Raw genomic sequence first — 23487 nt, forward strand, 5'->3', positions numbered from 1 at the left:
CAGCCACTCCTTCTAATCCTTTCTGCTGCCCGAAGAAAATCCAAACCGCGAACTCCTTGCATCCTTAATGGGCGTTACTGCCTTCATTCCCTTAAAAAACTCCATCGCATGAACAATATTCTTGATAGAATAGTTATAAACCCGAATTACTGCTCGATTCGCAAATTCCTAATAGACTTTTTTATAGATAGTGCTTCTTGGGCGTAAACTTAAAATGTATAGTTTACACACACTATGCTCAAGGGATTGTTTACTTTGTATATCATTTATTAAGGAAAACAAAACTCTTGAAATATGCTCGTCTAAGGGTATATCCCTTAATCTCCTCACCTCACCCCTTTTCAATTTTCAGAATAATTATACTTATTAGAATAATGCAAAAGTCGTGCCAAATATACTACACTATCTAGAATTCTTTCCTTTATAAATCTTAGACATTTACATTCCTTCCTACTTTCTTTGAGTATTGAAGATACAGCGCGAAGGCTAAAGAAAACTTGGCTGGCGCCCGAAGACACTGTCTTCGCACGTATTAGTCTTTTTGTCAGCCTTGGCGAGGCGGCCGCCTTAGTTGCACTTATGCTTAGAAAGTATATAACGCAAGTTTATACTTTCTGCCTCTGAAAATTCAAAAAAAAGGTGCGTCTTTAAGACACACCTTCATAACGTTGATTCAATTATCAAGATCCCCATGTCTAGGGGTTCTTCATCACTAAACCCTAATTTCTTACTCTAACTTTACTCTTCAATACCATATTTTCGTAACTTGTCGTAAAAAGCCCGCCTAGAAATCCCTAATGCCTTCATGGCTTGGGTACGGTTATTGTTATAAGTAGTCAAGGCTGATAAAATCAGTTCTTTTTCCATTCTCCCTACAATCTCTTTAACATCATATGGATTATCTTTAACGCTTGAGTTCCCGCCATGAGTCGGAATTATGTGCACTGGCAAGTGACGAATTTCGATGGTCGTACCGCTACACACAATACTGGCATGTTCTAACACATTTTGCAATTCTCGGATATTACCAGGCCAATCATATTCTTGGAGAAACCTCACTACTTGGGGTGAGAGATTTAGTTCATGACCTACTTCTCGAGAGAATTGCTTTAGAAATGTTTTGGCAAGCTCCAATATGTCATCTTTACGTTCGCGAAGAGGGGTCAGCTGGAGAGGAACTATATTTAGCCGATAGTACAAGTCACGACGGAAAGTCCCTTTTTCGATCATGCTTTCTAAATCTCGGTTAGTGGCTGCAATCACTCGGATATTAACTTTGATAGTCTTAGTACCACCGACCCGTTCAAATTCCTTTTCTTGCAGGACGCGCAACAATTTAGCCTGCATTGTAAGACTCATATCCCCTATTTCATCCAGAAAAATTGTCCCACTATGTGCCAATTCAAACTTACCAAGCTTTCCTCCTTTTTTAGCCCCCGTAAAAGCTCCCTCTTCATAGCCAAAGAGTTCACTTTCTATCAGATCCTCTGGTATGGCAGCACAATTTACCTTAATCAGGGGCTTCTCGTTACGTCGGCTACAATTATGAACAGCTCTAGCCAAAACTTCTTTGCCAACACCACTTTCACCAAGAATCAACACTGTACTCTCGGTTCGCGCTACTTTGGCTGCTAACACTAAAGTTTCTTTTAAACGACTGTTCTGTCCCACATATTCTTTGAAGGACTTTGGAAGGTGCTCCCATTGCTCTAGCTGCTCTTTCAAATAGTCGGCTACACCCTTGGTCTGCTCTAACTCACGATTTAGTTCTACGACTTCTGTAATATTTTTAAAGATTGAAACTGCTCCGATGATGTTTTTTCCATTTAAAAGCGGAAAAGAACTACCCACTACATTGATATTCAGAGATTCTACATAATCTCTGCCTCGCCTAGGCTTTCCGGAATGGAGCATTCGAATTGTCGCCGAATCAGGTTCGATGATGTCCAGCCTTCGGCCTAGAACCTTGGCTACGGGTACTCCTAAGATTCTTGCATAGGCCTCGTTGGCATAGACAATGGTGGTATCCGAATCGATAACAAGTACAACATCATGGATGTTATCCAAGATCTCAAATAAGAGTTCACGATTCCATTGTGGAATAATACTAGTTGTGACAGCGTGAGATCCGGCACTCATGTTTATCCCTCATTTTTTTGTATCTTTTGTAAACATTATACGGGTCTATGGCATTGAAGTAAAGATAAATTCCATAATATTTTAACAATTCACAATAGTAAACTTTTGTCAAAAAGTTACCATCCAAACATTCTTAATCCCCGTCCATTGAACCTAATTGGATGAAAATCCTTCAGAATTGGTTCTTTAATACAGACTTTTTCCAAAACGAAAAGGGTTGTAACAAAACTTCTACCAGTTTGTTACAACCCCTAGGATTATAGGCCCTTCTTAGGAAAAATGGATAAATCACTTTTGGTCTTCATTAGATTCACTTGGACTTGGTTAAGCGTGGTAAATCCCAAAACTCCTTCTTGAGCGGGACTTCATAAGTAATCTTCGTATATTGTTCCTTGTCATAGGTTTGACCTCTGAGAAGGTCTACCAAAAAACGTTCACCATTAATTTTATTTTCTATGACAACCATGCGACTAGGATTGCTCTGTGGTCTTTCCAAAATAAATTCTCCTTATCTAACTCAAAGTTGGATTAGCTTAAGATTTATACTCTCTGTACAATTCGATGAATACTAAGCGATTCCTTCTTATGCACTGAAATTCGCAGGCAGATCATACCGTAATACATCCACTATATCATTGCCCATCTGAAAATAATATATAACATAGTCACTACCCAATTAGGATTCGCTCATCCGGATATTTGATCTTAGCGGAAGAAATCTTAGCTTTCTGAGAAAGGAAAAAGGCCAAGGTTAAAAGTCCAACCCGTTCCATAAACATGGAAACACTAATAATAACAAAGCGTTCGTTTATTTAGTCGGGTAATTTCGCAAGTAATTTTTTGTTTCCAACAATCACCAAGACATCCCGTTCCTCAATCACTGTATTTGCCCCTGGAGCAACAATAATATCGTCCTCATTCCTTTTGATTGCTATCACATTGATTCCATAAACTGCTCTTAAGTCTAATTCTCCGAGTGATTTATTGACAAATTGGGCAGAAGCAACGATTTCAAAAATGCTAAACTTCGGTGACAATTCGATATAATCCATGACATTAGAGGTTACTAAGTTGTGGGCTAGGCGAATTCCCATATCCTGTTCTGGATAAATAACTTTGTCTGCCCCGATTTTTTCTAAGACCTTCCCGTGTTGAGAGGACTGAGCTTTAGCGACAACATAGGGAATTCCCATTTCTTTAAGCATAAGGGTGATCAGTATATTCGCTTCAAGGTCATCCCCCATAGCGACAACTGCTACATCTAAATTCCTTACTCCCAAAGCCCGGAGCGTCTCCTCATCACGTGCATCGGCCTGAACAGCCTGGGTTACATCATTCATGACGGAATGAACAGCACTTTCGTTTTTATCAATGGCTAAGACATCATGACCCAACTCGCTGATGGTTATAGCCACACTTTTTCCGAATCGCCCTAAACCAATAACCACAAATTGTTTGCGCACTAATTTGTCCCCCTATCCAATCATAATTCGTTCTTCTGGATATTTAATCTGCCCCACTCTCCCGACAAAATCGTTGAAATGATGGCTATTTTGCCGACTAGGGAAAGACGGGGAGTAACAGACATGCCTAAACTAGATTATTATATCATAAACTCGATGCCGGACATGACACAAAGAAGCTGGTTCAAATCTTAATTTATTTATCCAAAGGTAAATATGTAATCGACGAATCTATCTATTTCCACAATCGCTTAATTTTATCTCCCTACATAATCAATTCTAAGGCACCCGCTTCAAAAAATGGGTGTTCCTTATTCTGCTCCATTGACTACATGACAACAGAGCTTACCTAGCTTATAATAAGAAGTGCATCAATGTGCAGGTTTCAAGAGAGGTTAAACTCAGTTGAACTTTAACCCTTCTTGAAATCAATTGAAATGAGGTGATCAACATACAATGAGTATTCTTATCGGGATTGTACCTATAGTTCTAATAGCTTTGATCATTGCAAGTGCCATAGGAGTCAAAAAAGGCAGCGAAGAATCTTTGGAAAGAGGTAATGAAATGATTAAAACTGTCTATGTTTACTTAATACTATTTGCCACATTAATGATGACAATTGGCGGAACAGTCGCTTCCTTTATGGCCGTGGCAGACATTGTTGCTCCACCTCCTTATTATCAGAGCTTCGAACAATATAAGATACAGCCACATTATAAAGGAGAGTATGCTACGCCACCTGTTAATCAGACACAAACTCTCAGTGATGCAGAACTAAAGGCTCAATACGATCTGATAGTAAGTGATGAGCGATCATTAACACAACAACGAGCCCTTAATAGCTTAATTAAGAGCTTCGGCTGGATTGTCATTCCCCTTCCCTTATTTCTTTATTTTCAGAACAGAATAAAAAAGCAGTCTGAATAGCAATACTAAGCATCCAAAAGTTTAGCAAATAAAACAACCCTACCTTCAAACCTTGAAAGTAGGGTTGCTTTAATAGGATAAGTTAACATTAGTCTTCATCTTTTTAGAAAAAATGGATTACAAACGTACTGATAAAATGACAAAACAGTGGTTATACTTTATTTTGTAGATACAATTATCCATAACAATTAATTAAAGAGGTGTTGTTAATAATGTTTAATGACAAGATTTTGACATGTAGGGACTGCGGCCAGGAATTTGTCTTTTCGGCGTCTGAACAAGAATTTTACGCTGAAAAGGGATTTACCAACGAACCTGGAAGGTGCGCAGAATGCCGCGCTGCTAAAAAAGCACAGACTCGGAATTCTGGCGGCGGATATAACAATAACCGTCAAGATCGCGAAATGTTCCCCGCTACATGCGCGACATGTGGTGTAGAAACAACCGTACCTTTCCGCCCAACGGGTGATAGACCAGTTTATTGTCGGGACTGCTTCCAACCCGCTCCACGAAATAATTGGTAACCCCCCCTTAAAACACCGACCTCCCCATCTTATGGATGAGGGGGTTTTTATTTTCTATTCAGCACAGGAAAAAATGTTGAGGTATTCACCATAACCTTCTTGTTCTAGTTCTTCTTTAGGAATAAACCTTAGCGCAGCAGAATTAATGCAGTATCGCAAGCCAGTAGGAATTGGACCATCCTTAAAAACATGTCCGAGATGAGCCTCCGACTTTGTACAAACAACTTCAGTCCGACTCATAAAATGACTCCGATCATGCCTTTCTTGAACATTTCCCGGTAAAAGAGGTTTTGAAAAACTTGGCCATCCACAACCAGCATCGAATTTGTCGTGTGAACTGAAAAGAGGCTCTCCAGATATTAGATCGACGTAAATACCTTCTCTTTCATTATCCCAATACTCATTTTTAAAGGCTGGTTCGGTACCTCGTTCTTGTGTTACTTGGTATTGGATCTCAGTCAATTTAGACCTTAGAAGCTCTTTCTCTTTCTCTTTTTCTCTCTTTTTTCGGTTATAGCTCTCATTATAGTCCTTTTGAATAGCGCTTTCTTCTTTTTCCATATCCCAGTATACTTTAAGAAAATCATCCCGCCCTGATCCTTGACGGTACGCACCGTATCTTAAAGGAAATTTACTATGATATCTTTGATGGTATTCCTCTGCAGGATAAAACGTTGCAGCGGGTAATATTTTAGTGACAATAGGATCCTTAAATCTAGCGCTTTTTTCGAGGATCTCCTTAGATTTTAGTGCTTGTAGGCTCTGCTCCTCATTATGATAAAAAATTACAGTTTGGTAAGCTTCACCCTGATCTAAAAATTGTCCAACAGGGTCTGTCGGGTCAATCTGACGCCAGTAAATTTCTAACAGTTCGGTGTACGGAACCAAAACCGGATCAAAAGTGACCTCCACTGCCTCAAAATGTCCAGTCTTTTTAGAGCAAACATCCTCATAGGTTGGATTCTCCAAATTTCCCCCAGTATATCCTGACACCACTTTAATAACCCCAAGCAATTCCTCAAACGGTTTCACCATACACCAGAAACAGCCTCCCGCAAAGGTAGCAAGTTGGTATCCGTTATTATCCACGTTCTTCCCTCATTCTCTCGATTTAGTGCACTCATGGCAGTTACTCTAACACTAATTTTTACCCGATTTATGAAGTTCTACGTACCTACATGATAATTTTCTTCTCCATTATCTGTTATTAGAAAAAGCTCCGTCATGATCATTTTATTATTAATAATATATATATTACACCATAAATAGACTCCATATATTATTGTCTGAAATAAAAGTTAATTATACTGCCACTGTGGGAAATGTTTACTTTACATTCTTAGTATTTATGAGATAATTAAGACAATTGGTGAATGGTGATTCATATTACTATTTATAAAGAGAGGTGTGAGAGTTATGTCCCTATTATTCAATCCGCAAAACTATGCCAGCCCACAGGCAGATCGGCAATCTAGTGAAGTTATGGAAAAAACCATCCAATTCTTCGAGGACAAAGGTCTGGCAAGCATCAAAGAAGATGATCAAGCAAACCGCTGGTATACTGATTTCTTGAAATTCATCAAAGCAGAACGTATTTTTTCTACCTTGTTAACCCCTTCTGGATACGGTGCCCCGGACTCAAGGTTTGATCTGAGCCGCGTCTGTGAATTTAATGAAATTACCGCCTTTTATTCCTTAGCATATCAATACGCCTACCAGGTTAGCGTTCTCGGACTTGGCCCTATTTGGATGGGAGATAATGAAAAGGTCAAACACATAACTGCCCAAAAGTTGATCGACGGGGGGATTTTTGCTTTTGGTTTGTCCGAAAAAGCCCACGGTGCTGACCTTTACAGCAATGAAATGGCGTTATCCCCAACCGACGATGGCAACTACCTAGCTAACGGCGGAAAATACTATATCGGCAACGCCAATGTAGCCGCCCTAGTTTCCACCTTCGCACGTTATAAAGATACCAAGGATTATGTCTTTTTCGTCGTTGACAGCCAACATCGGAACTATAAATTAATTAAAAAAATCTCCACCTCTGGGGTCCGTTCAGCTTATGTAGGAGATTATGACCTTATTGATTACCCCATAACGTCTGACGAAATTCTTTCTAGTGGCCCTTTAGCTTGGGATTCAGCTCTTTCCACCATCAACATAGGGAAATTTCAATTGGGTTTTGCGTCCATCGGAATTTCTACTCATGCCTATTACGAAGCTCTGAATCATGCTTCAAATCGAGAATTATATGGTAAAAAAGTCACAGATTTTCCCCATATCCAGAAGATCTTTACTGAATCCTATGCTCGACTGATTGCCATGAAACTGTATGCTCTGAGAAGTTTAGATTATTTCCGTTCTGCTTCTGACGATGACCGGCGCTATTTACTTTTTAACCCCATTCAAAAAATGAAAGTAACAACCCAAGGCATGAAAATTATCGAAATGCTTCTCGATGCTATTGCTGCCAAAGGGTTTGAACAGGACACATATTTCGAGACCGCTATTCGTGACATAGGCATGATCCCCCGCTTGGAAGGAACAACCCATGTTAATATTGCGCTCGTCATTAAATTCATGCACAACTATTTCTTTAGTCCCGCAGAGTTCCCTGTAATCCCTAAGCGAGATGACCCTGCTGACGATAGTTACCTTTTCCGTCAGAAAGCCGGAAAACTCGCCTCTGTCCGGTTCCCTGACTATTGCCTAGCCTATGAAGGTCTTCAAGTCCCCAATGTAGCAGTCTTCAAAGAACAAATCGAACTCTTCCGTTCCTTCATAGAACAAGCCCGTCCGAATCCTGAACAACTCAAGAATATTGATTATATGCTCGCGCTAGGTGAAATGTTTACCTTGATCGTATATGCCCAGCTGATTCTCGAGAATTCCAAAATCCATTCCATCTCTCCGGCTTTGCTCGATGAGATCTTTAACTTCCTCGTTCGGGACTTCGCTCAATTTGCTTTAACTCAACTTTCCAATTACAGTAATTCTGAGCAACAAGAAGAATTCCTAAAATCTATGCTGAAAAAGCCCATCCTGAACCCTGTAACTGTCCAGTCCCTTTGGGAAAATGAAGTGAAGCCTTTACAAGGCACCTATCAAAACATTTAACCCCAGCACTATAATCGCGGCCTCTAACGCACCTTTGGATTTACTTCCAAAGGTGCGTGCTTTGCTTTGCTTTACTTTACAAATCCGTTGGGATGCTTCTTATGCCAATTCCAAGCAGATTGAATAATCTGACCTAAACTATTAAACTCTGGCTTCCACCCCAACTCTTCCTGGGCCCTTATTGAAGAGGCAACCAAAATCGCAGGATCTCCAACACGACGAGGGGCTATTTGCATAGGGATCGGATGTCCCGTAATTTCCCTAGCCTTTTCTAAAACCTCTCTCACTGAAAAGCCCTCTCCGTTGCCAAGGTTATAAGCAGCACTTCCCTCAGTTTGCCTAAGTTTTTGCCAAGCAAGCCAATGAGCATTTGCCAAATCTGTTACATGGATATAGTCTCGAATACAGGTTCCATCAGCTGTTGGATAATCATCGCCATATATCGCCAGACCTTTCCTCTGTCCTCCTGCCACTTGCAGAATAATTGGGATCAAGTGACTTTCCGGTCGATGATCTTCTCCAATATGCCCATCTATATGTGCTCCTGCAGCATTAAAATAACGCAAGGCGACACTCTGTGTTCCATAGGCTTGTTCACACCATCTCAACATTGTTTCAATGGCGAGTTTGGTCTCACCATAGGGATTGGTCGGCTCTTTTCGATCCGTCTCTCGAATAGGAATATTTTCTGGTTCTCCATAGGTTGCGGCTGTTGAAGAAAAGACAATCTTCCGCACTCCATATTTCACCATACACACTAGCAATCTCTGAGCAGTAATTAAATTGTTATCGTAGTATTTAAGAGGTTCTTGTACACTCTCTCCAACTAAAGAATCCGCCGCGAAATGGATGACCGCCTCAATGTCGTGATTTATGAATACCCTTTCGAGCAACTCCGTATCCCGAATATCCCCTTGGTAAAAGGTCTCAGTGAGAACTGCTTCACGATGACCTTTTTGCAGATTGTCTAATACAATGACCTCTTCACCCTTGGCCATAAATTCAGCCACAGTATGACTGCCAATATAGCCTGCTCCCCCAGTAACCAAAACCGCCATGATTCTACCTCCTGAACATTTCCGGTCTCACCCAAATAACTTAATAAAACCGCACTTTACCTTGATTTAATTGATGTCTCAACGTTACTTGCTTCTGACATTAGAATAGCACAACTATTTTACCCTTCGTAAATTGCTTTGTTTCTTTACCTTCGACAAAGGATATACTTTAGCTGCTTTCGTTTTCTGTTTCCCTTGTGTCTTGTGACGTTGATATCTTGACCCATAACCAAATAACAATACAACTCCTAAGGCAATAACTAACACCAAATAACCCATATTCACGCACCCTCCGTCCACTTAATCATTAACTGCCTTAAAAGACTTTCTCATGTCTATCCTACGCCATTGATAGTTAAAGTATCATCCTCTTTAATAAATCATAGACGAAAAACACCCTGGGGAGATTTTATCCCAAGGGTGCTCAGATTACTACTCAAACTGAATAGCTGCTCCCACTGTGCCTGGACCAGTATGAACACCAATCACGGATCCCACCTGAGTAAAAACTGTCGTTGGAAGCTGAAAGGCATTTTCTAAAGCTTCCTTTAAGTATGTTCCTGCCTGTTGTGCAGCGCCGTGAGCCACTGCCAAGCGAATTGCTTTTCTTCCCTTCGTCAAATCCTGAAAAGCCTGGACTACACTATCTAAGGCCTTCTTCTGGCTGTGAGCTTTTCCCGAGTTGTGGTATACTCCATCGTCTCCAACCCTAATAATAGGTTTAATATTCAAGAGCGACCCCATAAAACCTTGAACCCTTCCAATTCGGCCTCCTTTTTGCAAGTATTCCAAGGTATTCAGAGTGAAAAGGGTTTCTATGTTCTCTCTTACCTTCACAAGGTTATTAAGAATCCCAACCATGTCCTGACCCTCTTTAATATTCCTAGCGGCCTCCATGATCATCAAACCCGCACCTAAACTAATGGTTTTGGAGTCGACGAGATGGATCTTTTCTTTAAACTTTTCTTTAGCCAGATAGGCTGCATTGAACGTACCGCTAAGGGCCGATGAGATATGGATAGATATTACTTCATAATACTCTTCGAGCAACTTACTGTATAGAGTACCGAACTCCTCGGGTGTAGGCTGTGACGTTTGGGGAAGTATTGTGTCCTCTTTTAAACGCCGATAGAATTCTTCACTCGTCAGTTCTTCGTCAGAATACTCCCGCTCTCCGAACCTTACTTTCAGAGGGATTATATGAATATCACACTCTTCAATAATTTCTGGGGTTAAGTCCGCTGTGCTATCAGTTACTAAGGCAATCCTTTTCATCTAAACCCTCCGATTTATTAGTATTTGAGAATTCTATGAAGTTCAGTGACCTTCTTCTATACGGTCATTTCTCATTGATATACTTCGGTTGTCATACCGATGGATTTTGCTAAACTTCAAACATTGACATGTTTACGAAGTTGGCTCCTCGATATAATTATAGAAGTTCGGTGAAAGCTTTTAAAATCCTTTTGTAAAATAAAATAAATAAACACACAAAGCTGGAAGTTTAACTTCCAGCTTTGTGCTTGAGTCTTACGAGGATTTATTTTACACTAGCCTTTTGGTTCATACTCTTGTGCTAATGTTTCATCATAATAATTGAAAACTTTTTCTTGTAACGTACCGACGCAATCTGGGCAGACACAATAACAGACCTTTTCAGATAGACCATCCTCAGTAGGAGCATAGGAACAAAAAGCAAAAACATCTGTTTCTTTACCACACATTTCACAGGTCTCGCAAGGAACTTCAGGAGTCAGGTTTTTTTCGATATAATCAGCACAAATCGGGCATGTACAGTAACAGACTTGTTTTTTTCTCCTTCCGTAGTATGCTGAACCTTACAGAAAGAGAACACATTCTCAGTAGAGCCGCAATAAATGCATTCTGTGCAAGAAACGTCCTCATTCTTAATCATGATCATACCTCCTATGACTTTTGAATTGGTCTTGACTCAAGTGACTTATATATACTATTCTATTTAAGCCATGAAATTACTTAAGTTTTTTAACTTTTTTAAATATTTTGAATATTACAAGATATTGTTTTTAATAAAGCAAAAGATTGGTCGATACTGGTTGTGCCATCACCATTAATAAGACAACAGCGAGAGGGAGCTAACCAAGCACGGTCGAAAATTAAATCGTCATCCAGGCCATTCTGATTAAGAAACTTCCATAATTCGTGCAGTCGAGCAGTTAAAGATTCCGCTGTCTCCGAATTTAATTCACTGGTTAAGGTGGGAATAATTCCCCACGATATTATTTTGCCCCGTCTCAAAAACTCTTTTACTTCATCAATATAACGCACAAAAATGTGACCCCAGCTAAAAGCATCCACTGAAAGGATATCAATATCCGCGTTGAGAAGAAAGGCCCAGTCAGGGTTACCACATAAATGAACACCCTTAGGTCCCGGCAGTTTTGACAAGAAAGCTCGATACTCTACTTGAGCGACTTCAGAAGTATAAGCACTTAGAGAGTTGAAGATCATTTCTAATCCTGGTTCATCCAACCAGACAAAGGGGTTAGGATGAACCTTTTTTAATTGATGATATTGCCAACTAATCTTATAACCAAGAAAATCGTAAAGAATTTCTCGAACAAAATCATTATAAATCATTGGCTTTCGTTCTTCATCGCATATTTTTAGACCAAAACTAATCGGACCAACCGTCTGTCCGTGGACCATTTTATATGCGGACAAGTCCTGCGCTAAAAATCCACTAAAAGCTGCAGAAGATTCCTCAGACAAGGCAAAGTGATCAGGGATAACGCTAGCCTCGAGGTACTCATCCAGTTCCTCTGCAAAGCGTTCGTGAGAGAAATGAAGACTTTGCTTTTCTTCATCAACCTTGATCCCCGGGAAATGCTCGGCAAATTGAGCATACATATCTTCTTTGAATCGAAAGCGTGGTAATTGAGGCCAAAAAGGAATATCTAAGCTAAGCGCTAATTTCTGAGCCTCTTGTAAATTTGTATGGGGCAAAATGCCCATGGCGGTTGTTAAAGCTTTACCTGGAAGCACTTATTACAGCCTCCTCCCTTACTAGTCTGAATAGTTTTATATTTCTTATTTTGATTATACCAATCCCTAATCAAACTTTTTGTGATTTGGCGCACACAAAATACAAATCAATGCGTTTGTTGATCCTCAACCAATTCTAATCACAATATCCCTTATGTCGTAATTTTGTAATATGCTCCTTCAAAATAGTTTCTAAATCTATACCGTATTGTTCTTCGAGGACAAACATCATTGTGACAGCTGTCTGAGCCACGTCGACTAATTCTCGGGCCACCATCTGCATGGCTTCTTCTTCTTCGAAGCGCTGCTGCTCTCCACTAAGTCCCCTAAATTTACCGATTGCTTGAGCTAACTCACCGGATTCCTCCATGATCTTCAAGGCTGTACCTTCCAAAGAAGGACTTAAGCGGTTCAAGCGAGGAAGAGTTACAGTTTTGGAAATCATTACTTTTTCGCTTAACGTTCTATCTGTGGTCATATTCGACTGCCTCCCAATTATTACAAAAATAAATGATGTGGAGCTTATTATAGTGCTTAAATGGTCTGATTGTAAACTGTATCCATTACAATATTCAACCATTATATGCCCAAGAAGGCCGTTTGCATTATTTGCAAACGGCCTTCTTCGTACTTCGTACCTCATCAGGGCTTCAATTGTTCTAAGCGACATCTTGAAACGTCAGCTTGAATCACTCAAATAAATGACAAGCGACCCAGTGGTTGGGCGAAACTTCTTTGAGTACAGGTTCCTGGAGTTTGCACTGGTCCAGCTCCTTAAAGCAGCGGGAACAGAAGCGACAGCCAGCGGGCGGGTTAATCGGGCTGGGCACATCGCCCTTTAAAATAATGCGTTCCTTTTTCTTCTCCGGATTGATAATCGGGATTGCGGAAAGTAGCGCCTGGGTGTATGGGTGCAAGGGGTTGCCGTAAAGCTCCCGTTTCGAGGTGATTTCTACCATCTTGCCCAGATACATCACCCCTACCCGATCGCTGATATGCTTGACCACGTTCAAACCGTGGGCGATAAACAGGTAGGTCAGCCCGAATTCCTCTTTTAAATCAACCAGTAGATTTAAGACCTGGGCCTGAATGGAAACATCCAGAGCGGAAACCGCTTCATCACAGACGATTAATTTTGGTTCCACTGCAAGAGCACGGGCAATCCCCACACGCTGCCTCTGACCGCCGGAAAATTCGTGCGGGTAGCGGTTGCGCTGGTGCTGTGCCAGACCAACACAGTTTAAAAGATAGATGACGCGTTCTTCCACTTTATTGGCGGGAAGCAATTGATTGATGATGATTGGTTCTGCAATGATGTCTCCCACCGTCATTCTGGGGTTTAAAGAGGCGTAAGGATCCTGAAAAATCATCTGAATATCCTTGCAATAGGAACGGCGCTGCTTATCATCCAGTGCAGTTAATTCTTTACCCTCAAAAAATAGTTTGCCGTGTGTGGGACTGTGAAGATTGACGAGGATTTTACCCAGGGTTGTTTTTCCACAACCGGATTCGCCGACCAGACCAAAAGCTTCGCCTTTGTCAATTCTAAAGGAAACGTTGTCAACCGCTTTTAACACGGAAATCGGCTTGCCAAACAAACTGGTATCGAGGATAAAATGCTTGGAAAGGTTTTGTATTTCCATCAATACTTCATTCATTTTGCGCTCGCTCCTTCCTTGACTTCGTCATATAAAAAGCAACGCACCTTATGTCCGTCAATCTCTTGCAATTTCGGCATTTCTAGGGTGCAGCGTTCTAGACAGCGGTCGCAGCGGTCGGAAAAGGGACAACCATGCGGCATACGTAAGGGATTGGGCACCATGCCCTTAATCATATATAAGCGTTTATCGCTGTCGTCATCAATCTGAGGTATAGATTGTAGCAAGCCCACGGTGTAAGGGTGCATCGGACTGGCAAACAGGCTCTTCACATCGGCTTCCTCCACAATTTTACCGCAGTACATTACGATGACGCGGTCGGCCGCTTCAGAAACGACGCCCAAATCATGGGTGATGAGCAGGACCGCCATACCGAACTTTTCCCGCATCCGATAGAGCAGTTCCAAAATCTGGGCCTGAATCGTCACGTCCAGTGCTGTGGTCGGTTCGTCGGCGATCAGCAGGTCTGGCCCACAGGAAAGCGCCATGGCGGTCATGACCCTCTGACGCATGCCGCCGCTCATCTGGTGGGGATAATCGTTGGCCCGTTCAGCTGGAGAGGGTATGCCCACCGTATCCAGCATTTCAATGGTGCGTGCCAGTGCTTCTTGCTTAGAAACCTTCATATGGGTCATCAGGCTTTCCATGATCTGGTCTTTAATACGCCAAACTGGATTCAGCGAAGTCATCGGTTCCTGAAAAATCATAGAAATCTTGTTGCCACGGATCTGTTGCAATTCCTTTTGGCTCATTTTTTTCAAATCCTGGGAGTTGAACAAAATTTCTCCCCCTGCAATCCTGCCGGGTTTCTGTAAAAGTCCCATAATTGAAAGGGATGTCACGCTTTTTCCGGAGCCAGATTCGCCGACAATAGCTAGAATTTCACCCTTATCTATGGTAAAACTGATGTCATCGACTGCACGAACAGTACCACGTTTCAGTTTAAATTCCGTACTTAAATTTTTCACTTCCAGCAACATCCTATTCACCGCCCTTATTTTATTCTGGATTTGGGATCAAGCGCATCCCGCAGCCCGTCGCCCAACAGGTTAAAGGCCAACACGGTTGTAGTGATGGCAATCCCGGGAAAAATCAGGGTGTAGGGTGCGTTGAAAATAAAGCCCCTTGCTCTACCCAGCATATCGCCCCACTCGGCGAAGGGCGGCTGAACACCCAGACCCAAAAAGCCAAGGGCCGCGGTATCCAGAACAGCGGTGGAAATACCCAGGGTGGCTCTAACGACAATCAAGGAAACAATATTCGGCAAAATATGCTTCATAATAATCCGGCTATCACTGCTGCCGATGACCTTAGCCGCTTGAACGTAATCATTTTCTTTGACGGATAAAATACTGGCGCGCACGATACGAGCATATTCTGGAATGGACACCAGACCGATGGCGATGACCGCTTTGTCAATGCCCTTCCCCAAGGCTGCCATAAAGGCGATGGCCAATAAAATAGACGGGATGGCTAGCATCATATCCATAACTCGCATGATGATCGCATCCGTCCTTCCACCGCGGTACCCAGCGAGCGCCCCCAATAGAACGCCAGTGGAAAGTGAGATAGCAACCGCAGCAACACCCACAAACAGGGATATCTTTGTCCCATCAAGGATTCTGCTGAATATGTCCCTACCCAATTGGTCCGTTCCAAACCAATGCTCGGCGTTCGGCCAGATAAAGCTTTTGGTCATGTCGGAGTGATTGGGATCATAAGGTAAAATCTGTTTTCCCATCAGCCCGCTCACCCAGACGGACAGGGCAATCAGCACTAGAAAGCCGATGATAAAGAGACCGACGACAGCGGCCTTATTCTGCCTGAGCGTTTCCCACATTTCTTTCAGCTGCGATTCCGGTTTTTCCACGTATTCTGCAGCCTGTATCAGATTTTCATCTGTGTTTGAACTATATTTTTCCCCCATACAAGCTACCCCTTTGCTTTCGAATATTTAATACGCGGATCCAGGAACGCATAGATCACATCAACCAGTAAATTTACCATGACAAATATGAAAGCGATCAGCAAAACAACACCCTGCACCACAGGAAAGTCGGACTTTAGGATGCAGGCCACGGTATAGGCACCGATCCCGGGCCAGGAGAACACCGTTTCCGTCAGCACGGCGCCGCCGAGAAGGCTGCCCAGCTGCAAACCAATGACCGTGACAATGGGAATCAGTCCATTGCGCAGCGCGTGTTTGCGGATCACCTTGCCTTCCGAAATTCCTTTCGACCTCGCGGTACGGATGTAATCCTGCTGCAAAGTATCCAGCATGCTGGAACGAGTCATCCTAGTAATGATGGCCATCGAATACATAGCCAGGGCAGTGGCTGGCAACACTAAATGCTGCAAGGCATCTTTAAAAGCGTCCATATTGCCTTCAACCAAGCTATCGATCAGATAAAAACCAGTAACAGCCGCAGGCTGCAGCAACGGGTCGATCCTTCCGTTGGAGGGAAGCCAGTGCAGCGTGCCTGAAAAGAAAATAATTAGCAAAATACCAAGCCAGAAGATCGGCATGGAAACGCCGATCAGGGCGATCAGCATACCGGCGTTATCGAAAATGGAGTTCTTTTTTACCGCGGAAATGACGCCAATCAGGATTCCAAAAAGCGAAGCGAGCAGAATGGCAACCACCGCCAGCTCAATCGTGGCCGGAAAGCGGGCATAAATCTCTTTAGTAACAGGCATCTTGGTATAGTAGGAGGTACCAAGATCACCGGTTAGCGCTCCTGTAATAAAATGGAAATATTGCAGATAAACCGGATCGTTTAGTCCGTTGACCTGCCGCCACGCCTCTACGGCCTGCTGAGTTGCATGCTGACCCAAAACAATTGGAGCCGGATCAGGGGAAAAGACACGCATAATCAGAAAGACAATAATGGAAACACCAATTAGCACGGGAATCAGCATTAAGATTCGTTTAAGGATATAATTGAGCATCGGCAACAACCTTTCAACGTTAGGTACTTAGCAGCGGCGAGAAGTTCCTCCTAGCTACACAATTATCTGTGTATGGTGGATTTTTCCTTTGACTAGCAAAAAAAACAAAACCGGGAACCGGTATTAACCGGTTCTCGGCAGTCTAAAGTTAAGGAATACTTACCAAAGGTTTATTTCTTTGATACACCGGCTAAAGGTGTGATACCGGTCATATGGAAATAGAAATCCGAGATATTTGGTCTGAAGGCACAAAGTGTTTGAGCGTGGGAAATTGGGAGCCATGCAGCGTCGGCAGCGGCGACCTTTTCCATTTGGGTGTAAACTGCATTGCGCTCAGCTCCAGCAGGAGTTTCCAAGCCCTTAGCAATTAATTTGTTGAATTCGGCATTTTTGTAGCGGGCAATGTTCATGGTAGGATCTTCGTGAGATAACAGATACATAAAGTTATCTGGATCTCCGTTGTCCCCAATCCAGCCGTAGAAGGCGATATCATAATCACCTGCTTTTATTTTTTCCTTATAAGTTGTCCAGTCAAAGGAATCAATAGTAGCGGTAACGCCTACTTTAGAAAGGTAGCCTTGAATGGCTTCGGCCAGGGTCTGCCCGGTAGCGGCATTATACGGTCTCGGATTGGTATAAGCAATCATGTGTACCTTTGTCAATCCAGCAGCTTTGATGGCCTTGGCAGCAGCCTCAGTATCATAGGCAACTTGAGCGATGCTCTTGTCATAACCTTCCATAAAGGTTGGCAAAACGGAAGTAGCAGGTTCGGAGTAACCCTGATACAGGCTCTTTACCAATTCCGGAACATTAATGGCCTGAGAAACGGCCGCACGGACCTTAGCGTCATTAAAAGGTTTTCTGGAAGTGTTGTATGCCATGTAGTTGACGTTCATACCCGGGGCCTGAAAGATTTTGTTGCCTGCATCCGTGATTTGCTTGACCACAGTCGCATCAATACCATCGATCATATCAGCCTCGCCATTGTTCAGGGCAACTACACGTGCAGAGTTGTCTTTAATGAATTTGAAGATAACATTCTTAGTGAGGGCCTTGGTTCCCCAGTATTCATCATTGCGGACTAAAACAATGTTTTCGTCCTTAGCCCACTTTACAAACTTGTACGGTCCTGTACCGACTGGTGCCTGGTTCACGTTGTTTTTACTGTCCGTTAAAGCCTTGGGGCTTACAATCGGCGCACTCATGACCATAGCCAGATTGGCGAGGAAAGGAGTACTAGGTGCTGTCAAATTGACTTTAACAGTCTTTTTATCCACAACCTGGACATCTTTCACGGAACCATAAACAAAGGATCCGTAGGCCATATCAGCCGTCACCTGTGGAGGTATCTGGCGGTCGATGTTAACCTTCACGGCGTTCGCATCAAAATCAGTGCCGTCATGGAACTTTACGCCCTCTTGCAGGTGGAAAGTATATGTAAGACCGTCCGGGCTCACATCCCAACTTTTAGCTAGGGAGGGCTCTACCTTGGTGGAATCCTTGTTATACTTTAAAAGCCCATCATAAATATTGATCATTACCTTAGCAGACTCACCGTCGTCAACCAGGGCTGGATCAAGCCCTCTAGGCTCTGCGCCTTGTGCATAAATCAGGGTATCGCTGGCTTGTGGTTTGGTGTCACTGGCCTTGGGTGGGGTGTCGCTACTTGCCTTGGTGCCGCATCCAGTAAGGATGACTGCCGCTACCAGAGCAAGAGCCATAAATTTTTTCATTCTTCTCATTTTCTTCCTCCTATTTTTTCTTTGATTGGAAAACATTGCATATTTTCTGCAATTTATAATACCAACCCTTAATTATATTGCCTAATTATAGCAAAAGGATTAGACCAACTAAAGAAATAAAAAAGAGAAAAAGTACAATAGATTATTAAGGTTTCGAATCTTAAGGAAAAACCCCCTTAGGGATTCCCTAAGGGGGTGATGATTCAAATTAAATCCAACAATATCGATTTTTTGGTCTTCCTATTTTTTGATAACTAGGAATTGACCGCACCTTGCCATTTTGAACAAGATACGTAAGATATCTATAAACTGTAGGAACGGCTAACGATAATTCTTTCGAAATCTCCTCCACTGTGCAAGGTTGATTACAAGCCGAGAGATGTCGTTCAATATAGGACAGGGTCGTTTCGCTAATTCCTTTGGTTACAAATACTTCGTATTGCATTTTTGAGGTTACTTGAACAGTCTTTGTCATATCCAACAACCGCTTATGCAATTGAACTCGAGCAATCAAATCCGGCGCTTTGACAGGTTTAAGTGCGAAATCAGTGGCTCCTGCATCCAGAAAACGATCGGCAATTTCCTGCCTTTCGTCTACGGTGAGTACAAGAATGGGTATTTGCTGATTCTGTTCCCGAATCAGGCGAACCGTTTCTAAGCCATCAATTTGAGGCATATGATAATCCACTAAGATGATATCCGCTCCATGGTTGAGGAACCCCTTAAATCCCTCTTTCCCATTAGGATAGGCTACGGGATCCCAACCAATATACTTGAATATTTCACTTAACGTATAACGCAGGGACTGATCATCATCCATAATTATAATTCTCATTGGCTTTCTCCCAGTGGCAGGGTTATCCAGACCTTCGTCCCCTGCCCTACTTCACTTTTTATATTAACGGACCCTTCGTGTCCTTCTACAACTTTTCGTACAAAAGCTAAGCCAACCCCAGGATGGTTTTTCGTGCTGTATCCGGTCTTCCAGATTCTTTTTACATCATTTGCCGAAATACCGTATCCGTTGTCTTCTACCTCTAGTTCTACTACGTTTTTTAATGTTATGGCGCGTAAAACTACCCTTCCGTTCTCCCGCTCCTGAATGGCATCCAACGCGTTATCAATTAAATTTATGATTGCTCGAGTCAACCTAATTTTATTAATGTAAAGACTTGATTGAGGTTCTCCCTCTAATTCAATATCCACCGCTGAATTCGTCCCGCTTAGACGACTAGCTCGAATATAATCGATTAGTTCTTTAAGCTCACACCAGTTCTTTCGATCCTCATACAAAATTTCTGAAACCATTTTGCTCATTGAATTTATAGAACCATAGATAGTTTGACAGTATTCTCGCATCTTAGGATCCGGCCATCGTAGCTCCATCAATGAAACCAGTCCTTCGATTGTAGCAAGCGGAGTTTTAAGGTCGTGGACAAGATGGAGAACTTCGCGTCCTGAACGGGATTCATTGGCTTCAAGTTGGGCACGGTGTAGGTCCTGAGAAATGGCCCATTTCTCCATATATAAAATCAAGTAAATCCATAAAGTGATTGCACTAGCCACGAAGATAAAAAACAACACATTCGCATAAAGCTCGAGAACCTGGCCAAATCCAATTTGAATCGCTGCCTGTTTTATTTTTATTGATAAAGAACCTTGTCCGAAACCATATGGAGTAAGAAAAGGAACTTGATTTAACCAAGCAACACCAAAAATCAATTGGGAGAAAACCAGAAGTTTCATCCCCATATTTAATTTTTGTTTGCTTAATTTCTGCATCACCACGATCATTAGCCAAAGGAAAATATCTGTGGCCCCAAAACTATAGTTTAATGGAGTGATCAGATTGACGATCACATAAGCGAGCGGTACTACAGTTAAGGGAATGATGATTTTAAATCCAGAACGATTGAAAGCATCTGCCATTCCATCTCCCAACATCACCACGCTGAGGAACTGAGGTATGGAAATAATGGTATTAATTGACACAACGAGAAAGGCATTAACCATTAACGCACTGCCGTCAGTTTTTTGGTTCATCGTTTGGAGTAATTGATCCAATCCTATAAGTTGAGGTTTTAACCAATATGGTATTAAAATCCCCAACAAAAATAATCCAATTCCTATCCATATTTTTCTTGATCTAACGACTCTTCCCACCGCATTACCTCCTTTCCTTCTCATACTATTATAACATGAAATTAGAACAGGATAATTTCTTTTGCTAAGGCAAAAAGAGTCATGACAAAAGATGTGAAAAACTATACCCCAGCATCAACGAGTTTGACGCTGTCCCCAGTAAGACAACTTAGTGACTGGATGACTAATCTTTTAAGACTTACTAAACACTGCCGGAATCGATGACTCCCATGCTGGGCGTAGCGTACAATCAAAAGAACTCAAGCTAATTGCCTGAGTTCTTTTATGTAAGATTTTTTCCGTGTACTCACCTTTTACTAAAGGGAGGCATATCTTTTCTTGTCCAAAAAAAAAGTATACCTTTTCCATGCGGAAATTTTATGGGTAATGCCACATTCATTTTTTCTCAAAAAGGAGACTAGGTAAAAGCATAAGCAGCTTCAACCCAGTCTCCAAGTGTTTAAAGTTTCTGCATTCCTAAAAAGACCTTTTCTGGGGTAATTGGCAAATGGTTTTCTCGAACTCCGACTGCATTATAAATCGCATGAGAAATAGCGGGCGGGGGAGTATTTGCAACCACTTCCCCAATCGATTTTGCACCGAATGGACCCGTGGGTTCATAGCTCTCTTCAAACGCTATCCGAACTTTCCCGACATCCTGACGAGTGGGGATTTTGTATTGCATGAAGGTATTGGTGGCCATCTTTCCGATCTCGTCATATCTTACTTGTTCATAGAGAGCCATTCCAATTCCTTGGGCAATGCCGCCTTCGGCTTGAATTCGAGCGAGATTAGGGTTAATTATGGTTCCGCAGTCGACGACCGCAACATAGTCGATCAACTCCACTTTTCCCGTTTCTCGATCCACTTCTACTTCCGCAAAACCGGCTATATAGGGTGGAGGTGAAACGTCACTTCCGTGAGTCGCATATCCAATGAGCTGAAGTTTCCCTGCGCCCAGCACGGTAAGCTCTGCTATTTTTCTAAGACTAATTTCTTGATCCTCGTCATCTGTTCGGACCGCTAAGCCGTCGAATTGAGCGTTTTCTGGAGAAACTCCTAAGAGCTTGGCTCCCTGTTCAATAATCTTCTTTTTGAGATCTTCCGCTGCTTTAACGACGGCAGTCCCTGCAACATAGGTCGTACTTGAAGCATAGGACCCCGGATCATAGGGAGAAGTATCCGTATCTCCGGCGTTCACAATGATCTTCTCCATAGGAATCTCCAAAATCTCAGCGGCCATCTGGCTAAGAATCGTATCGCAGCCTGTTCCCATATCTGTTGCTCCTGTGAGAAGGGTAAAGTTTCCATCATCGTTTAAGCGAATTTCTGCTGAGGCAGTCCCGATATTGGCAATCCCGGAGCCCTGCATCGTGATCGCCATACCTACTGCTCTTACTTTATTGGGACTGACTTCACGGCGCGGAAATTTTTTCTCCCAGCCAATCAGCTCTTTACCCTTTTCTATACATCGATCCAAAGTCGAGCTGCCTAGCATAACCCCCTGACCCGTAAGAAAAGTTTCCCCCACTTTACTGATATTTTTTAAACGAATTTCTGTTGGATCCATGTTTAATCGTTCAGCTAACATATTTACGGTTGATTCTAAGGCGAACGTACCCTGAGTTGCTCCATATCCCCTAAAAGCGCCTGCCGGCATTTTGTTTGTATAAACGGCCTTCCCATCAAATCGTACTGCTCTAGTTTTATTATAAAGTGGAAGCGTGTAATGGCCTACGCAGCTTAAAACAGTCGGCGCATGCTCTCCATACGCTCCAGTGTCCGATAAAACCTGCATATCGATTGCTCTGATAATTCCATCTTGGTCGGCACCCAATTTGACGTTTAATCTCATAGCATGACGGCTTGTCGTACAGCTAAAGGTTTCTTTTCGGTCATAAATGATGATCGACGGTTTTCCTGTTTTTAGAGTTACGATGGCTGTAAAGATATCGACGGCTCCCGTCTGTTTTCCGCCAAAACCACCACCAATTCTAGGCTTGATTACCCTAATTTTACTTGCGGGAAGCTGCAACGCTCTTGCTAACTGTCTTCTAACATGAAAGGGAACTTGGGTTGAGCTGACCACGATCACCCTTCCAGCATGATCCAGATAGCTAAAGGCTCGATAGGTTTCCATCATAGTGTGAGCCTGGGCTTGTGGATAATAGACATCCTCTACCACAACGGCGCAACGCTTAAATTCTTCTTCAACATCTCCAACTTCTTCATGAGAGGTAGACGTAATATTTTTTTCCTTTTGCAATCCAATCTCAAAGTTACAGCTCAAGTTCTCTTCAGGATGAACGACTGAGGAATGCCCGATAGCCTGCTCAAAATCTAAAACAGGCTCCATTACCTCATACTCAACCTTGATCCTTTTCATCGCCAACAGCGCCGTTTTTTCATCGACCGCTGCTATGATCGCCACTTCATCCCCTACATAGCGAAGGATTTGATCGAGGATTAGACGATCGTAAGGCGAGGGTTCAGGATAGGATTGCCCAGCTAGGGTAAATCGTTCGTTTGGAACATCTCTATAGGTAAGGATGCATTCAACACCCTCTAAGGTCTCCGCCTTGGAAATGTCAATCGAGGTTATCTTGGCATAAGCGTGTGGACTTCTCAAGATTTTTACCACTAAGGCATTGGACATAGCCAAATCTTCAGTATACACGGGCTTACCTGTAGCGATGGCCATTCCATCAATCTTTCGAATGCTTTTCCCGACACTCTTCATC

The 23487-nt window shown here is 42.5% G+C and carries 21 protein-coding genes; 3 read left to right on the forward strand and 18 right to left on the reverse strand.

Annotated features, from left to right (window positions below; genetic code table 11):
- Nucleotides 1-738: 738 nt before the first annotated feature.
- From ACYQ3Q_RS13365 to ACYQ3Q_RS13375, 3 genes are all read right to left on the reverse strand, one after another.
- Complete coding sequence (locus tag ACYQ3Q_RS13365) at nt 739-2139, reverse strand: sigma-54 interaction domain-containing protein (RefSeq protein ID WP_459929041.1); 1401 nt, start codon at nt 2137-2139, stop codon at nt 739-741.
- A gap of 310 nt (nt 2140-2449) precedes the next feature.
- Entirely contained in the window at nt 2450-2635 is a 186-nt protein-coding gene (locus tag ACYQ3Q_RS13370) for a hypothetical protein (protein ID WP_034140125.1), read from the reverse strand.
- Between the two features lie 316 nt (nt 2636-2951).
- On the reverse strand, nt 2952-3602 hold the full coding sequence (locus ACYQ3Q_RS13375) for a potassium channel family protein (protein WP_459929042.1): 651 nt from the start codon (nt 3600-3602) through the stop codon (nt 2952-2954).
- A gap of 456 nt (nt 3603-4058) precedes the next feature.
- On the opposite strand from ACYQ3Q_RS13375, the gene ACYQ3Q_RS13380 reads away from it, so the two are divergent.
- Both ACYQ3Q_RS13380 and ACYQ3Q_RS13385 read left to right on the forward strand, forming a co-directional pair.
- The gene (locus ACYQ3Q_RS13380) at nt 4059-4529 is read left to right on the forward strand and encodes a hypothetical protein (protein ID WP_459929043.1); all 471 of its coding nucleotides are present in this window, start codon (nt 4059-4061) and stop codon (nt 4527-4529) included.
- 212 nt (nt 4530-4741) lie between these two features.
- Nucleotides 4742-5053 carry a zinc-ribbon domain containing protein gene (locus ACYQ3Q_RS13385; RefSeq protein WP_034140127.1) on the forward strand — a complete coding sequence of 104 codons (312 nt, stop codon included), beginning with the start codon at nt 4742-4744 and terminating at the stop codon, nt 5051-5053.
- Nucleotides 5054-5107: 54 nt separating this feature from the next.
- Here the strand turns inward: ACYQ3Q_RS13385 and msrB are convergent, their stop codons facing one another.
- Nucleotides 5108-6142, reverse strand: coding sequence for a peptide-methionine (R)-S-oxide reductase MsrB (msrB, locus tag ACYQ3Q_RS13390; RefSeq protein ID WP_459929044.1), 1035 nt, complete (start codon nt 6140-6142; stop codon nt 5108-5110).
- Between the two features lie 327 nt (nt 6143-6469).
- Here msrB and ACYQ3Q_RS13395 point away from each other — a divergent pair, with 327 nt between their 5' ends.
- Entirely contained in the window at nt 6470-8173 is a 1704-nt protein-coding gene (locus ACYQ3Q_RS13395; protein ID WP_459929045.1) for an acyl-CoA dehydrogenase family protein, read from the forward strand.
- A gap of 71 nt (nt 8174-8244) precedes the next feature.
- On the opposite strand, the gene galE is transcribed toward ACYQ3Q_RS13395, so the two are convergent.
- The 14 genes from galE to ACYQ3Q_RS13465 all read right to left on the reverse strand — a co-directional run bounded on the left by galE (nt 8245) and on the right by ACYQ3Q_RS13465 (nt 23486).
- On the reverse strand, nt 8245-9231 hold the full coding sequence (galE, locus tag ACYQ3Q_RS13400) for a UDP-glucose 4-epimerase GalE (RefSeq protein WP_459929046.1): 987 nt from the start codon (nt 9229-9231) through the stop codon (nt 8245-8247).
- Between the two features lie 432 nt (nt 9232-9663).
- Complete coding sequence (locus ACYQ3Q_RS13405; protein WP_459929047.1) at nt 9664-10506, reverse strand: DegV family protein; 843 nt, start codon at nt 10504-10506, stop codon at nt 9664-9666.
- A 275-nt stretch (nt 10507-10781) separates the two neighbouring features.
- Nucleotides 10782-10955 carry a hypothetical protein gene (locus ACYQ3Q_RS13410; RefSeq protein ID WP_459929048.1) on the reverse strand — a complete coding sequence of 58 codons (174 nt, stop codon included), beginning with the start codon at nt 10953-10955 and terminating at the stop codon, nt 10782-10784.
- Between the two features lie 29 nt (nt 10956-10984).
- Nucleotides 10985-11146 carry a hypothetical protein gene (locus ACYQ3Q_RS13415; protein WP_459929049.1) on the reverse strand — a complete coding sequence of 54 codons (162 nt, stop codon included), beginning with the start codon at nt 11144-11146 and terminating at the stop codon, nt 10985-10987.
- Between the two features lie 98 nt (nt 11147-11244).
- Nucleotides 11245-12255 carry a uroporphyrinogen decarboxylase/cobalamine-independent methonine synthase family protein gene (locus tag ACYQ3Q_RS13420; protein WP_459929050.1) on the reverse strand — a complete coding sequence of 337 codons (1011 nt, stop codon included), beginning with the start codon at nt 12253-12255 and terminating at the stop codon, nt 11245-11247.
- Nucleotides 12256-12391: 136 nt separating this feature from the next.
- A complete protein-coding gene (locus ACYQ3Q_RS13425) occupies nt 12392-12733 on the reverse strand; it encodes a MazG-like family protein (protein WP_459929051.1) in 342 nt (113 codons plus the stop codon).
- Nucleotides 12734-12944: 211 nt separating this feature from the next.
- Nucleotides 12945-13913: an ABC transporter ATP-binding protein gene (locus ACYQ3Q_RS13430; protein ID WP_459929052.1), complete on the reverse strand. Its 969-nt coding sequence runs from the start codon at nt 13911-13913 to the stop codon at nt 12945-12947.
- Nucleotides 13910-14893: an ABC transporter ATP-binding protein gene (locus ACYQ3Q_RS13435; RefSeq protein ID WP_459929053.1), complete on the reverse strand. Its 984-nt coding sequence runs from the start codon at nt 14891-14893 to the stop codon at nt 13910-13912. Before ACYQ3Q_RS13435 ends, ACYQ3Q_RS13430 begins: the two co-directional genes overlap by 4 nt.
- A gap of 14 nt (nt 14894-14907) precedes the next feature.
- Nucleotides 14908-15840 carry an ABC transporter permease gene (locus ACYQ3Q_RS13440; RefSeq protein WP_459929054.1) on the reverse strand — a complete coding sequence of 311 codons (933 nt, stop codon included), beginning with the start codon at nt 15838-15840 and terminating at the stop codon, nt 14908-14910.
- Between the two features lie 5 nt (nt 15841-15845).
- Nucleotides 15846-16862, reverse strand: a complete 1017-nt coding sequence (locus ACYQ3Q_RS13445; RefSeq protein WP_459929055.1) for an ABC transporter permease — start codon at nt 16860-16862, stop codon at nt 15846-15848.
- A gap of 170 nt (nt 16863-17032) precedes the next feature.
- Nucleotides 17033-18604 carry an ABC transporter substrate-binding protein gene (locus ACYQ3Q_RS13450; RefSeq protein ID WP_459929309.1) on the reverse strand — a complete coding sequence of 524 codons (1572 nt, stop codon included), beginning with the start codon at nt 18602-18604 and terminating at the stop codon, nt 17033-17035.
- 208 nt (nt 18605-18812) lie between these two features.
- On the reverse strand, nt 18813-19439 hold the full coding sequence (locus ACYQ3Q_RS13455; RefSeq protein WP_459929056.1) for a response regulator: 627 nt from the start codon (nt 19437-19439) through the stop codon (nt 18813-18815).
- Entirely contained in the window at nt 19436-20767 is a 1332-nt protein-coding gene (locus tag ACYQ3Q_RS13460) for a HAMP domain-containing sensor histidine kinase (protein WP_459929057.1), read from the reverse strand. The genes ACYQ3Q_RS13455 and ACYQ3Q_RS13460 overlap by 4 nt, the downstream gene beginning before the upstream one ends.
- A gap of 439 nt (nt 20768-21206) precedes the next feature.
- Nucleotides 21207-23486 carry a xanthine dehydrogenase family protein molybdopterin-binding subunit gene (locus tag ACYQ3Q_RS13465; RefSeq protein WP_459929058.1) on the reverse strand — a complete coding sequence of 760 codons (2280 nt, stop codon included), beginning with the start codon at nt 23484-23486 and terminating at the stop codon, nt 21207-21209.
- Nucleotide 23487: the final 1 nt, after the last annotated feature.

Source organism: Desulfosporosinus burensis, from assembly GCF_054657535.1.